The sequence below is a fragment of the Polaromonas sp. UC242_47 genome (assembly GCF_044452385.1).
GTDB lineage: Bacteria > Pseudomonadota > Gammaproteobacteria > Burkholderiales > Burkholderiaceae_C > Polaromonas.
Window position 1 is genome coordinate 1,049,738 of sequence record NZ_JBIOAO010000001.1, and the last position, 13,841, is coordinate 1,063,578.

9 protein-coding genes are annotated in these 13,841 nt (G+C 62.4%); 1 reads left to right on the top strand and 8 read right to left on the bottom strand.

Features of this window, described 5'->3' with window-relative positions; translation table 11 throughout:
* Positions 1 to 101: 101 nt before the first annotated feature.
* From ACHMXK_RS05180 to ACHMXK_RS05205, 6 genes are all read right to left on the bottom strand, one after another.
* Positions 102 to 3,008: a ribonucleoside-diphosphate reductase subunit alpha gene (locus tag ACHMXK_RS05180; RefSeq protein ID WP_397438279.1), complete on the bottom strand. Its 2,907-nt coding sequence runs from the start codon at positions 3,006 to 3,008 to the stop codon at positions 102 to 104.
* 440 nt (positions 3,009 to 3,448) lie between these two features.
* Entirely contained in the window at positions 3,449 to 4,042 is a 594-nt protein-coding gene (ampD, locus tag ACHMXK_RS05185) for a 1,6-anhydro-N-acetylmuramyl-L-alanine amidase AmpD (RefSeq protein ID WP_397438281.1), read from the bottom strand.
* Positions 4,032 to 5,453, bottom strand: coding sequence for a sigma-54-dependent transcriptional regulator (locus ACHMXK_RS05190; protein ID WP_397438282.1), 1,422 nt, complete (start codon positions 5,451 to 5,453; stop codon positions 4,032 to 4,034). Before ACHMXK_RS05190 ends, ampD begins: the two co-directional genes overlap by 11 nt.
* Before the next feature lie 18 nt (positions 5,454 to 5,471).
* Positions 5,472 to 7,169 carry an ATP-binding protein gene (locus ACHMXK_RS05195; protein WP_397438284.1) on the bottom strand — a complete coding sequence of 566 codons (1,698 nt, stop codon included), beginning with the start codon at positions 7,167 to 7,169 and terminating at the stop codon, positions 5,472 to 5,474.
* A complete protein-coding gene (locus ACHMXK_RS05200; RefSeq protein ID WP_397438286.1) occupies positions 7,170 to 7,409 on the bottom strand; it encodes a PP0621 family protein in 240 nt (79 codons plus the stop codon).
* A complete protein-coding gene (locus ACHMXK_RS05205) occupies positions 7,406 to 8,206 on the bottom strand; it encodes an inner membrane protein YpjD (RefSeq protein ID WP_397438288.1) in 801 nt (266 codons plus the stop codon). The genes ACHMXK_RS05200 and ACHMXK_RS05205 overlap by 4 nt, the downstream gene beginning before the upstream one ends.
* Before the next feature lie 84 nt (positions 8,207 to 8,290).
* On the opposite strand from ACHMXK_RS05205, the gene ffh reads away from it, so the two are divergent.
* Positions 8,291 to 9,649 carry a signal recognition particle protein gene (gene ffh, locus ACHMXK_RS05210; protein ID WP_397438290.1) on the top strand — a complete coding sequence of 453 codons (1,359 nt, stop codon included), beginning with the start codon at positions 8,291 to 8,293 and terminating at the stop codon, positions 9,647 to 9,649.
* Between the two features lie 568 nt (positions 9,650 to 10,217).
* Here ffh and mdoH read toward each other — a convergent pair.
* Positions 10,218 to 12,236, bottom strand: coding sequence for a glucans biosynthesis glucosyltransferase MdoH (gene mdoH, locus ACHMXK_RS05215; RefSeq protein ID WP_397438292.1), 2,019 nt, complete (start codon positions 12,234 to 12,236; stop codon positions 10,218 to 10,220).
* Complete coding sequence (locus ACHMXK_RS05220) at positions 12,212 to 13,804, bottom strand: glucan biosynthesis protein G (RefSeq protein WP_397438294.1); 1,593 nt, start codon at positions 13,802 to 13,804, stop codon at positions 12,212 to 12,214. Before ACHMXK_RS05220 ends, mdoH begins: the two co-directional genes overlap by 25 nt.
* Positions 13,805 to 13,841: the final 37 nt, after the last annotated feature.

Sequence of the window (13,841 nt, forward strand, 5' to 3'; positions counted from 1 at the left end):
GCGATACAAAATGAAAAGTGTTCATTTACATCGCTATAAATTTGTGTTGCTCAATTACATCGAATCGCGGCGCTGAATTTTTTCGGCGCCGCGATTTTTTGTTATTGGCAGGCCTCGCAACCGGGATCGTCAATCGCGCAAAACTTGATGTCGGTGGCAGGTGATGCATCCATCTGAACCTGCGCTGCGGCAGCGGCTGCATCGAGTGCATTCATGCTGCCGGTGTCATCGGTATTGCCCGATGCGACGGAGTTCATCTTGCCGGCTTTGACGGTGGATTTTTCCGCATGGGTGGCGCTCATGGTGCGCAGGTAATAGGTGGTCTTCAGGCCACGCAACCATGCCAGCTTGTAGGTGTCGTCGAGCTTCTTGCCGGACGCGCCTGCCATGTAGATGTTGAGCGATTGCGCCTGGTCAATCCATTTCTGGCGACGTGATGCGGCTTCGACCAGCCAGGTGGCATCCACTTCGAAAGCCGTGGCGTAAAGTGCCTTGATGTCTTGCGGCACACGGTCGATGGGGCGCAGCGAGCCGTCAAAGTGTTTCAGGTCCACCACCATCACGTCATCCCACAGGTTCAGACGTTTGAGGTCGCGCACCAGGTAGTGGTTAATGACCGTGAACTCACCGGACAGGTTGGACTTGACAGAGAGGTTACCGAAGCAGGGCTCGATACAGGCATCCACACCAATGATGTTGGAGATGGTGGCCGTCGGGGCGATGGCCACGCAGTTGGAATTGCGCATGCCGTCCTTGGCGATTTTCTGGCGCAGCGCGTCCCAGTCCAGGGTGGCGGAACGATCCACTTCCAGATAACCGCCACGTTCCTTGGCCAGCAAGTCCAGCGTGTCCAGCGGCAAGATGCCTTGGTCCCACAGCGAGCCCTTGTAGCTGCTGTATTGGCCGCGCTCTTTGGCCAGCTCGGTGGACGCCCAGTAGGCGTGGTAGCAAATCGCTTCCATGGATTTGTCGGCAAACTCGACCGCCGCATCCGATGCATAAGGAATACGCAGCTCGTACAGGCAGTCCTGGAAGCCCATCAGGCCCAGGCCGACCGGACGGTGGCGCAGGTTGGAGATGCGTGCCTTCTCGACCGCGTAGTAGTTGATGTCGATCACGTTGTCCAGCATGCGCATGGCCGTGGTGATGGTCTTTTTGAGCTTCTCGTGGTCAACCGCGCCGTCCTTCAAATGCTGGACCAGGTTAACGGAACCCAGGTTGCAGACGGCGGTTTCGGTGTCGCTGGTGTTGAGCGTGATTTCGGTGCACAGGTTGGACGAGTGCACGACGCCGGCATGTTGCTGGGGCGAACGCACATTGCAGGCGTCCTTGAAGGTGATCCAGGGATGGCCGGTCTCGAACAGCATAGACAGCATCTTGCGCCACATGTCCACGGCCTGCAGTTTGCGCGCAGGCTTGATCTCGCCACGCTCGGCCCGGGCTTCGTAGGCGGTGTAGGTTTTTTCGAACTCGATGCCGTATTTGTCGTGCAGGTCGGGCGTGTCGGACGGCGAAAACAGCGTCCAGCTGCCTTTTTCCATCACGCGGCGCATGAACAGGTCGGGAATCCAGTTGGCGGTGTTCATGTCGTGCGTGCGGCGGCGGTCATCGCCGGTGTTTTTGCGCAATTCCAGGAACTCTTCGATGTCCAGGTGCCAGGTTTCCAGGTAGGCGCAGACCGCGCCCTTGCGTTTGCCGCCCTGATTCACCGCCACGGCGGTGTCGTTGACAACTTTCAGGAAGGGCACGACGCCTTGTGATTCGCCATTGGTGCCCTTGATGTGGGCGCCCAGGGCGCGCACCGGCGTCCAGTCGTTGCCGAGGCCGCCGGCAAACTTGGACAGCAGGGCGTTTTCCTTGATGGCATCGTAAATGCCGCCCAGGTCGTCGGCCACCGTGGTCAGGTAACACGAGGACAGCTGCGAACGCAGGGTGCCGGCGTTGAACAGGGTGGGTGTGCTCGACATGAAGTCGAAGGAGGACATGATTTCGTAGAACTCGATGGCGTGTGCTTCGCGATCGGTTTCTTCCAGCGACAGGCCCATGGCCACACGCATGAAGAAAGCCTGGGGCAGTTCGATGCGCTGTTTGCGCACGTGCAGGAAGTAGCGATCGAACAGCGTCTGCAGGCCGAGGTAGTCAAACTTCAGGTCGCGCTCGGGCTTGAGTGCGGCGCCCAGGCGCTCCAGGTCGAACTCCATCAATTTTTCATCGAGCAACTCGTTTTTCACGCCTTTGGCGATGAATTGCGGGAAGTACTCGGCATAACGCGTGTCCATGTCGCCCTGTGTGACTTCCCCACCCAGGACCTCGCGGCGAATGGTGTGCAGCAACAGGCGGGCGGTCGCGTAGGTGTAGTCCGGATCTTTTTCAATCAGGGTGCGGGCTGCCAGGATGGAGGCCTTGTAGACCTCGTCAATCGGCACGCCGTCGTACAGGTTGCGCATGGTTTCGGCAACGATGGGGTCGGGCTTGATGTCTGCACCCAGACCGGCGCAGGAGGCTTCGATCAGCGCCTGCAACTGGCGGATGTCCAGCGCCACGGTTTTGCCGTTGTCCAGTACATGCAGTTGTGGCGCGGCGGGCGCCGTCACCTCGGGCTGGCGTGCGCGTTCCTGCGTGCGCTTTTCGCGGTACAACACATAAGCGCGGGCGACCTCGTGGTGGCTGCCGCGCATCAGGCCGAGCTCGACCTGGTCCTGCACGTCTTCAATATGGAAGGTGCCGCCGCCTGGACGTGAACGCATGAGGGCGCGCATCACGGTCTGGGTCAGTTCGTCGACGGTTTCCCGCACGCTGGCAGACGCCGCGCCCTGGGTGCCGTGCACCGCCAGGAAGGCTTTCATCATCGCCACGGCGATCTTGTTCGGCTCAAAAGGCACGACGGCGCCGTTGCGGCGGATGATCTGGTAGTGGTTCAGCGGCTGGTCCTGGGTCTGGCTGCCAGTGGATTGATCTGCGGCCGGCAGGCTGGTGCTGGCGGGTGTTGCATGTTGGGCTGTTTGCATGGCTTCCTCGTTGTGCTTTGTTGTCGGGTGAATTCGATGTGATAGGGGGCAAAGGAGAAGGCTGACGGTTGCCGGTGTTGGGCTCGTGTGGCGTTGATTCCTTGAGTGGCTGGTGCCCGGATGTATCAAAGTGAATACTGGGCTAAGACACTATACCTAGGGTCTAATGTGATTTCAAGCACTACAGGTAGTGTATCGCCTCATGGCGCCGCCGTTACTTTGTGTAGCTATTTTTTGCCGGTAAAAATGCACACAAGGGGTTATCGGGCCGCTGCCCGGCAGGCCTTGCGCCATCTCTCAAAAAAGCGCTGATCCAGTCCTGATGCGGGCTGTCACGCATTTTGCCCGCCGAGCCCTTGTCGATATTCAGGCTGACCAAAAAATGGCGTATTTATTTTTTTAAAAACCACCGGCTGGCGGTGGTTTTTCGGGGGTGTGATTTAAATGTTCCCGGGAAAACACTGAGCCGGCAAACCCAGTGCTCGCTGTAGCCAGGGCCAGTCGAAGCCAACGCCGGGGTCTTGCTTGCGGCCGCTGGCGATGTGTTCGTGCCCGGCCAAGTGCGCCACCGGGTAGTGCCGCAGCAAGGCGGCGCAGATGCTGGCCAAGGTCTCGTATTGCGCGGCTTCAAACAGCCCGCCCTCCAAGCCTTCCAGTTCGATGCCAATGGAGTCGTCGTTGCAGTTGTTCCGGCCGCGGTAGCAGGATTCACCCGCATGCCAGGCGCGATCGTCGCAGCTGACGAACTGCCACAGCTGGCCGGAGCGGGTGATGAAGAAATGCGAGGAAACCTTCAGCCCGCGAATACTTTGAAAGTAGGGGTGGGCGTCCCAGTCCAGCTGGTTGGTGAACAGGCGCTGCACCTGGCCGTTGCCAAACTCGCCGGGCGGCAGGCTGATCGAGTGGATGACCACCAGGTCGATGGATGCGGTCGCAGGGCGGGCGCCGAAATTCGGCGAAGCCAGCGCCCTGGCGTGTTGGTACCAGCCTTGGTGCCACAAGGCAGGCGCGACGTCCGTCGGGCTAGGGTGCATCGGGCGTATCGTCCCCATTGGGGGTGACGATATTCAGTCGGGCAATGCGGTAACGGATCTGACGCAGGCTGATGCCCAGCTTGGCTGCGGCCGCCGTGCGGTTGAAGCCGGTTTCCTGCAGGACTTTGGACAGGATGCCGCGTTCCTGGCCATCCAGAAAGTTCTGCAAGTTCTCTGGCACCGTCACTTCCTCGGCCGGAGGCGACTCCAGGTGCAGGTCGCCGCCTTCACCGAGGGCAACCGCGCGATGCAGAATGTTTTCCAGTTCCCGCACATTGCCGTTGAAGGGATGGGCTTGCAGGCTGGCCAGGACCTGGCTGGAGATATCAGGCATGTGCAAACCCGACTCCTTGCAAATCCGGCCCAGCAGGTCTTTGCACAGGGCGGGCAGGTCTTCGCGGCGCTCCCGCAGCGGCGGGACATGGATTTCAATGACGTTGAGCCGGTAATACAAATCCTGGCGGAACAGCCCGGCCGCCACACCTGCGCCCAGGTCTTTGTGGGTGGCGCTGACGATACGTACATCCACGGTGTCTTCCTGCGCCGACCCCAGCGGTCTGACCACACGTTCCTGGATGGCGCGCAAGAGCTTGGACTGCATGGCCAGTGGCAGGTCGCCAATCTCGTCGAGAAACAGGGTGCCGCCTTTGGCCGCCTGGAAATAACCCTGGCGGTCTTGCGTGGAACCGGTGTAAGCGCCTTTGCGCGCGCCAAAAAACTCAGCCTCCAGCAGGTTCTCCGGAATTGCGCCGCAGTTGACGGCCACAAACGGCCCGGCCGCGCGGTGGCTGCAGTCGTGCACAGACCGTGCGACCAACTCCTTGCCGGTGCCGGACTCGCCTTGGATCAACACCGGTGCCATGCTGCCGGCGACCTTGACGATGCGGGACTTGACGGCTTGCATCACGGTGGATTCGCCAACCAGGCGTTGCAAGGTCAGCGAGGCATCGCCGGATTTGGCCATTTTGGGCGCGGCAGCGTTGGAATCGCCGTCCGGCCGGGTCCGTTCGCCGCCGGCCAGCGCGGCAGTGCTCGCGGGGCCCTGGATGGCTGAGGCCACCACGTTGCGAAACTGCTTGAGGTCCACCGGCTTGGTCAGGTAGTCAAAGGCGCCGGCCTTCAGGGCCTCGACCGCATTTTCGGCCGAGCCATGGGCGGTGATGATGACGCAGCGCTCGGGTCGCTGCTGGCTGACCATCTCGCGCAGCAACTCCAGGCCCAAGCCATCGGGCAGGCGCATGTCGGTGATCACGGCATCAAAGCGCTTTTCCTGCAACTGGGCGCGGGCTTGCGCCAGGTCGGCGGCGGCTTCGACCCGGTAACCTTCGCGCAGCAAGGTGAGTTCGTAGAGGGTGCGCAGATCCGGCTCGTCGTCGATCACCAGTATGTGGGCCTGATTCGGGGTGGTCATGGATGGTTCAAGCGGTGGTCAGGCGGAGATTGTGTCAAAAGCTGCAGCCGGTTTGAAAATGACAAAAAATTCATTGCCTTCCACCCGGTTGCGCGCAATACGCTGGTAACCCACCAGGGCACCATGGCGTTCGCACAATTCCCTGCATATATATAACCCCAATCCGCTGGAGCGGCTTTCGGACGAGAAAAATGGCTCAAACAAATGGGATTGCACCGTTTTTTCCAGCGGCTGTCCATCACTCCAGACCGACAGCCGCAATTGCCCGGAGGCCGAATGGTCGGTCGCCACCCGGATGGCACCGGCCGCGGTACTGGCATAACGCAAGGCGTTGTCCAGCAGGTTGACCATCAGGCGCCGCAGGTGTTCGGCTTCGAACAGGATGGCGGCTTGGCCCGTGCCCGTTTGCACATGCAGCCGTGGGCCGGTTGCGGTCTGCTGGGCCCAGTCTGTGCAGATACGCTGCACCATGTCGTCAAGCCGCAGGGCGCGTGTTTGTGTTTGGGGCGTTTGTTCCTGCACCCGCGACAGGTTGAGGATTTCCTCGACGATACGGGCGAGCCGCTGTGCGTTTTGCGCGACCATGCCGGTCAACTGGCGATGCCCGGCATCCTGCAGGTCTTCTTCGAGCAAGGCATTGGCCTGGGTGATGGCGGCCAGCGGGTTGCGGATCTCATGGGCGACGGCGGCCGACATGCGGCCCATGGCCGCCATTTTTTCGGTGCGTATCCTGGCTTCCATTTCGCGCAGGTCTTCCAGAAACATCACACACAGGCTTTCGTGCGAACCATCGCGCGAGGCCGCCAGCCGCGTACGCACCTGCAGGCGCCGCGCATGGCGCGAGGCGTGTTCCAGGGTGACATCGGCTTGTTGTGGGGTTTGATGCTCCAGGGTGCGTTGGGCCAGCCTGGCCAGGGGCAACCAGGCCAATTCGGCCGCCAGCATGAAGGGGGCGCTGCTGGCCACACCATGGGTGGCCAGCAGACGCCTGGACGCGGGATTGGCCGCACGCACCAGGCCGTTGATATCGATCACCAGCACACCATCCACCAGGGTGTCTATCACCAGTTCGTTGACCTGGGTTTGCATACGTGCCACCGACTGGCTGCTGTAGGCACGCTGTTCTTCCCGCGACAGGCGCAGCGCCAACTGGTTGGCCAGCAAGGCCACGACAAAAAAGCCGGAACCGCTCAGGGCGGCCTGCAGAAAACGCGAGGTGGACTCGCCCTGTGCTTGCAGCGACACCCACCAGGCATCGCCGAGCAGCAGCAATGTCACGCTGGCGGCAGTGCCCAGGGCCAGCAAAATCGGCCCCAACACGGACGCCAGCAAGACAGGCAGGGCAAACAGCGCGGTGTAGTTGATCGAGCCCGACTGCAAAAAATTGAGGGCGGAGAAAGCCAGCACGTCGATACCGATCGTGAACAACCACTGCGTATCGAAGGTGCTGCCCGGTGGTCTGGGCTGGGCCCAGACCCGCACCACCAGTGTCGCTACAAAGTAGACCAGGCACAGCAAGATCATCGCTTCGCGGACCGGCTGCCCCAGGGCGTAAATCGAGGCCTGCAAGGCGAGCAACACGCCGGCAATGGTCACACGCGCTGTCATGAAGGCGCGCCACAGGCGGCCAAAAGATTCGCCGCTGGCGCTGGCGCCCCAGGCGCCGTGGCGTTTGTCTACCGGTCCAAACCAGGAGTGGCCTGTGTCCGGTGGCATTTAATCCTCGGCCTGGCGGCGGTGGGCGTCGCTGCAATACAGGCCGCGTTTGCCGGCCACGGCATCCGGTCTGGGCAGGTGCACCGCGCAGACAGCGCAGGCCACGATCTCGGTGGGCAACTGGTGCGGGCCGGTGACAGGGCGGCGCGGTGCGGATTTTTCGCGCAACTCGGCACGCCGGTTGTTGCGCCAGAGCCAGACGGCGACCAGCACCACGGCAATCACGATCAGGTATTTCATATGCGGTGCAGGATGATTTCAAGGACAAAACGCGAGCCGGCGTAACCGAGCAGCAGCAGCCCCGAGCCCAGGTACAACACCCGCACCGCCTGGCGTCCGCGCCAGCCCAGGCGCGCCCGGCCTATCAGCAGGCCGGCAAAGGTGAGCCATGCCAGCACCGAGAAAAAGGTTTTGTGGTTCCACTGCCAGGCCCGACCCGGGCCGTACAGGGTTTCGGCAAACAACCAGCCGACCAGCAAGGTGGCGGTCAGCAGCACAAAACCGGCCTGCACAAAACGAAAGGTCAGGCGTTCCAGGGTCAGCAGCGGCATGCCGGTGTCCGGCTGGGTTGCCGAACGGATGGAGCGCTCGGAGCGGTTCATCAACCAGCCATGCACCACCGCCGTGGCGAACAGGCCATACGAGGCAATACCCAAAGCCCAGTGCAGGGGCAACCAGGGCGAAGAAATCAGGTGGTAGCTGGCGCCGGGAAACACCAGCGCCAGCAAGACGGCGGCACTGCCCAGGCCGGCCAGCGCCCAGCGTGCCTGCAACTGCGGAAAGAGCCGGCTTTCCACCGCATAAACGCTGAGCACCAGCCAGACCGTCATGGACAGGGCGGGCGCAAAACCAAAACGCGGCGGCTGGCCGAGCAGGCCGTTCGCCAGGGTCAGGGCATGTAGCAACCAGGCCAAAAACAGCACGATGCGGGTGCTGCCGGGGCTCAAACGCGGCGTGGCGAGCGCCAGCACCGCGTAGGCCAGCGCGGCCCCAATGGCCGTGGCCAGACCCCACCCAGCGCTCAAAGTTAAAATCATGGCTACAGTTTAGCTGTAGCAGCCTGCGGCGCAGGTCGGCTTTCTTCTTCCACTTCCTTTTAGCTCCAGCTGTGGAGCCTGTTCATGGCCTCTGCCCTTACCGACAAACTTTCCCGCCTCGTCAAGGAAATGCGAGGCCAGGCCCGCATCACCGAATCCAATGTGCAGGACATGCTGCGCGAGGTGCGCATGGCCTTGCTGGAGGCCGACGTGGCCCTGCCCGTGGTGCGCGACTTCATCGCCCGCGTCAAAGAGAAGGCGCTGGGCCAGGAGGTGATGGCCTCCCTCTCGCCCGGCCAGGTGCTGGTCAGCATCGTCAACCGCGAACTGGCCGCGACCATGGGTGAGGGGGTCAGCGACATCAACCTGGCGGCCCAGCCGCCGGCCGTGATCCTGATGGCCGGTCTGCAAGGTGCGGGTAAAACCACCACCACCGCCAAACTCGCCAAACACCTGATCGAAAAACGCAAGAAAAAGGTGTTGACGGTCTCGGGCGACGTATATCGCCCGGCGGCCATCGAACAGCTCAAGACGGTGACGGCGCAGGCTGGCGCTGAATGGTTTCCCAGCTCCATCGAACAGAAGCCGGTGGACATCGCGCTGGCCGCGCTGGATTACGCCCGCAAACATTTCTTTGACGTGTTGCTGGTCGACACCGCCGGCCGCCTGGCGATCGACGAAGCCCTGATGGCCGAGATCAAGGCCTTGCATGCGGCGCTGAACCCGGTCGAAACCCTGTTTGTGGTGGACGCCATGCAGGGCCAGGATGCGATCAACACCGCCAAGGCTTTCAAGGAAGCGCTGCCGCTGACCGGCATCATCCTGACCAAGACCGATGGTGACTCGCGCGGCGGTGCGGCCCTCAGCGTGCGCCAGATCACAGGCGCACCGATCAAGTTCTCCGGCACCAGCGAGAAAATCGATGGGCTGGAAGTCTTTGATGCCGAACGCCACGCCGGGCGCATTCTCGGCATGGGCGACATCGTGGCGCTGGTCGAGCAGGTCACCGCCGGCGTCGACATGGCGGCCGCGCAAAAACTCGCCGCCAAGATGAAGTCCGGCAGCGGTTTCGACCTGGAAGATTTTTTGGGCCAACTGCAGCAGATGAAAAACATGGGTGGCCTGTCCAGCCTGCTCGACAAGCTGCCGACGCAAATGGCGGCCAAGGCCGGCCAGGTTGACATGGCCAAGGCCGAAAAGGACATCAAACGCAAGGAAGGCATCATCCAGAGCATGACGCCGCTGGAGCGCCGCAAGCCCGAACTCATCAAAGCCACACGCAAGCGCCGCATCGCGGCCGGCTCGGGCGTGCAGGTTCAAGACGTGAACCGGCTGCTCAATGAGTTTGAGCAGATGCAGGGCATGATGAAAAAAATGAAGGGCGGCGGGATGATGAAGATGATGAAACGCATGGGCGGCATGAAAGGCATGCCCAAGTTCTGAAAATTATCTGAGGCTGGTTTTCTTAAGGGAAATTGGCCTATGGCCCTTATGCCTAGGGCGTAGGTAGCTATTTAATTTATAGCGAATCTTGCGCCTTTTTTGTTTCCGCTGTTCGTGGTTGGCCTGCAAGCCGGGGTTGCCCGGCGGCAACTCACTTTCTTTTGCTTCGCCAAAAGAAAGTGAGCAAAGAAAAGGCGACCCTGCTGTCTGCGTCCCCTTCGCTGACGCTCAGGGGCAACCTGCGGTGCTCGGTCCAGTCGGGGTCGAGCTCGAACTCGCCTGCGGCTCAAACAATCGCTCGCCCTGATCCGACTGGCCCTGTACTCCTAGTCGCAGACAGAAGGGGTGGGGGGAAAACCAAAGCGGGGAAAGAGGACGCGCTTTGCGCGTCTTTTTTAGTCTTACGGGACTGTGATTCATGCACGCGGACGCAGCACACAAGGCCAAATGAAGTCCCCCTCCATCGCCCAGCGGGGCGAGGGAGGGGTTAGGGGTGGGAGTGGGGAGTCTGACCTTACTGTCCAAGGCACGCCACCAACGCAGCGAGACGCCTCAGCAAAGATTCAACTCACACCACCTGCAACCGCGGCTTGACCAACAGCCCGGCATGCTGCCAGGCACGGCGCAGGACGGCGGGTGAGCGGGCTTCTTCTGGAATCAGCAAATAACTCTTTTCTTGCATCATCCGGCCCACGCCGACGCGGCTGGTCAACACGGTCATGGGAATGGCCAGCAGCAAAGGCAGGCCGACCGGCAGCAGCCAGACCAGGGCGCGCGCGTCAATCGCGGCAATGCCCAGCGCCAGCGCGACGATGATGAGGCTCATGGGGGCAAAACGTTGCAGGGCGTCGCGCCAGGGCACGGCGGCGGCTTCGCGGGGTGGGGACTTCCAGTCCAGCTTGAGGCCGGTGATGGCTGCGGCGACAAATAACGAATGCGCCAACATGCGAATCGGGGCTTGCAGCAGGGCAATCACGGTTTCCAGCACGGCGCTGCGCAGCAGGCTGAGGCGGCCGCCGTAGGCTTGTTGTTCACCTTTGAGCAGGACCGCGGAGATACCGAGGATACGTGGCAAAAACAGCATGCTCAAGGTCCAGGCCCAGAGCGCGGCGAGTTCGCTGGGCACCAGCATCCAGTCGGTGACGATGTGCGAGCCGGACAGCCACAACGCGGTGCCCAAGGTCAGGAAACACAGCCACAAGGGCGCGGACAGGTAGGACATGGCACCGGTGCCAAACATGGCGCGGTGTACCGGGTGCAGGCCGGGCTCGGCCATCAGGCGGGCGTTTTGCAGATTGCCCTGGCACCAGCGGCGGTCGCGTTGCAGCTCGGCCAGCAGGTCGGGTGGCTGCTGCTCATAACTGCCGACCAGGTCCGAGGCCAGCCAGACGTGGTAGCCGGCACGCCGCATCAGCGCGGCTTCGACAAAGTCGTGCGACATGATGCCGCCGGCCATGCCGCCTGTGCCCTTGATCGGGGCCAGCGCGCAATGTTGCATAAAGGGTGCGACGCGCAGGATGGCGTTGTGGCCCCAGTAGTGCGACTCGCCGAGCTGCCAGAACTGCATGCCCAGGGTGAACAGCCGGCCCGTCATGCGCGAGGCGAACTGCTGTGCGCGTGCATGCAGGGTGACGTGGCCGATGGCCTGCGTCGCGGTCTGGATGATGCCGGCCGTGGGGTTGGCTTCCATCAGTTTGACCATGTTGAGCAGGCAGTCGCCGCTCATCACGCTGTCGGCGTCCAGCACCACCATGTAGCGGTAATCGCGGCCCCAGCGGCGGCAAAAGTCCGCCACATTGCCGGCCTTGCGGTGGGTGCGGCGCTGGCGCAGGCGGTAATAGACCTCGATCAGCGGTTGACCAGTGGGTGTGGCCAGTTGCGTGCGCAGTTCTTCCCAGGCGGCGCGTTCGGCTTGCTGGATGGCCGGGTCATTGCTGTCTGACAACACAAACACGTCAAACGCCTTGGCCTGACCGGTGGCCGCGACCGATTCGCAGGTGGCGCGCAGGCCGGCAAACACCGTGCGCACGTCTTCATTGCAGATCGGCATGATGATGGCGGTGCGTGCGGCGGGGTCCAGCACAGCGTGCTGGACGCTGCGTGCGGTCAGCGCGTATTTGTCGCCGAACAGGGTCACATAAAACCCCATCAGCGCGGTCATGAAACCGGTCACGACCCAGGCCGAGAGCAAGCTGAACAGCGCCATCTGGCCGTATTCCAGCCAGGCGTTGTTGTAGTCCGGCTGCATGTCGGCGAACAGGGTGGTGGCAAAAGCGGTGCTGAGCAAGGTCAGGGCCACCAGCACGGCGCGCCGGCGTTTGGCCGCATGTTGCCAGGGCTCCAGCGCTTGGGCGGGGGCTTGTGTTGCGGTGCGCGCGCCGCTGCGCGTCACGGTCAGCAACAGGGCGGTGCCTAGGCTGTTCCAGAAACCACGCCAGGGGCGTGGTGTCATGGAGCCGCGGTTCAGCGGCGGCGTGGTGACGGAGTTGGGGTGCCGCTCTTCGCGCAGCAGACTGCGGCTGGAAGATGTTGCGGGCGCTGCGGGCTGTTGCGCGTGTGGAGCTAAGGCGTGACGACGGTGGTCCATGTTTCGCTCACTGTGTGATTGTTATGTTGAAGAAAAGCGCGCAGCTCGACCGGCTTGGCCGGGTCGATACGCTGCACTCGCAAAGTCATGCGCCAGCGGCCCGTGGCCGGGTTGCGCCAGGTGTTGCTTTCGAGGACGCGGCCATTTGCATCGCTGCTGGCCACCGCGCGCACGGGCGCGTTGTGGTCCAGCGGGTCGAGCGCCGGGCCGGCAAAGTCGATCACGTACTGAATGGTTTGCTGCAGCGTGGCGGCATCTAACTTGCTGTAGCCGATGCCGCGGCGCGACTGTGTGACCCAGCCATTGGGCGGGTATTGCTGCTGCTCGCCTTGCCAGGCCAGCTGGTAGGCAAAGTCCAGCGATTCGCCAGCTTGCGGCAAACGTTCGGGCACCCAATAAGCGACCACGTTGTCGTGGGTTTCGTCGGGTGTGGGCAGTTGCAGCAACTCGACCCGGCCTGGGCCCCAGTCGCCTATGGGCGTGACCCAGGCGCTGGGGCGCAACTCGTAACGCGCCTCGGTGTCTTCATAACTAGCAAAGGCGCGGTCGCGCTGCATCAGGCCAAAACCCTTGAGGCCGGTCATGGTGAACGAGGTGACCAGCGGGGCGCCGGGGTTTTGTAGCGGGCGCCACAACCATTCGCCGCCGCCCTTGCCGTCATCGGTGGCGATCATTAAGCCATCCGAGTCATGCACTTCGGGCCGGAAGTCACCGGCGCGTGGCTGGTTCTCGCCAAAAAAGAACATGCTGGTCAGCGGCGCCAGGCCCAGGGTGGCCACTGCGGGATTCGCACCGGCGCGCATGAACACGCGCGCATGCACCTCGGTCACGGTCTGTTCGCCGGGACGGATGTCGAAGCGGTAGGCACCACTCATGCGTGGCGAGTCGAGCAGGGCGTAAACCGTCAACTGCTTGGCATCGGCCGCGGGTTTTTCAAGCCAGAAATCCGTGAAACGTGGAAACTCTTCGGGGCGTGTGCCAGCGCCTGCCGTGTCCACCGCCAACCCGCGCGCCGACAGGCCGTAACGCTGGCCGGCGCCCAGGGCGCGGAAATAACTCGCGCCCAGAAAAACCACCAGCTCGTCTTTGTAGTCGGGTGAATTCAGCGCGGCGTGGACGCGAAAGCCGGCGTAACCCACGTCGCCCCAGGTGTCCGGTTTCAGTGTGTTTTTGCCGAAATCGAAGTCGCGGGCGTCATAAGGCAAAGGTGCGGGCAAAGCTTTGTTGTCCAGCGCAGACACTTCGTGAATACGCACCGCATCGCTCTGCCGGCCGACATGGAAAAACTTGGCTTCATACGGCAGCTTGTCGGCCCGCCATAAAGCCTTGTCATCGTTGAAACGGATGTCGCGCAAGCCGTCGTAGTCCAGGCCGGCCAGTTCCGCCGGCAGGGGCTGGCTCAGGGGCACAAAGGGCGTTTGAGCCCGCTGACGGGCCAATTGGGCGACGTCGTCCAGCGTCCAGGCCTGGGCGCTGGCCAGCAGCGCGCCCAGTGCCAGCAAGGCCAGGGTGCGTGCCTGGCGGGCCAGCGAACGAGGGGCCGGAAAAGCGGCTGAAACAGGTGACATACCTTGATTAGGGCAAACCCTGTGCCAGGTCAGAAAA

What these genes read in the sequence shown, in the direction of transcription:
- ACHMXK_RS05180 (WP_397438279.1), bottom strand. Translation starts at nt 3,008, where the DNA reads ATGCAAACAGCCCAACATGCAACACCCGCCAGCACCAGCCTGCCGGCC.
- ampD (WP_397438281.1), bottom strand. Translation starts at nt 4,042, where the DNA reads ATGCACCCTAGCCCGACGGACGTCGCGCCTGCCTTGTGGCACCAAGGC.
- ACHMXK_RS05190 (WP_397438282.1), bottom strand. Translation starts at nt 5,453, where the DNA reads ATGACCACCCCGAATCAGGCCCACATACTGGTGATCGACGACGAGCCG.
- ACHMXK_RS05195 (WP_397438284.1), bottom strand. Translation starts at nt 7,169, where the DNA reads ATGCCACCGGACACAGGCCACTCCTGGTTTGGACCGGTAGACAAACGC.
- ACHMXK_RS05200 (WP_397438286.1), bottom strand. Translation starts at nt 7,409, where the DNA reads ATGAAATACCTGATCGTGATTGCCGTGGTGCTGGTCGCCGTCTGGCTC.
- ACHMXK_RS05205 (WP_397438288.1), bottom strand. Translation starts at nt 8,206, where the DNA reads ATGATTTTAACTTTGAGCGCTGGGTGGGGTCTGGCCACGGCCATTGGG.
- ffh (WP_397438290.1), top strand. Translation starts at nt 8,291, where the DNA reads ATGGCCTCTGCCCTTACCGACAAACTTTCCCGCCTCGTCAAGGAAATG.
- mdoH (WP_397438292.1), bottom strand. Translation starts at nt 12,236, where the DNA reads ATGGACCACCGTCGTCACGCCTTAGCTCCACACGCGCAACAGCCCGCA.
- ACHMXK_RS05220 (WP_397438294.1), bottom strand. Translation starts at nt 13,804, where the DNA reads ATGTCACCTGTTTCAGCCGCTTTTCCGGCCCCTCGTTCGCTGGCCCGC.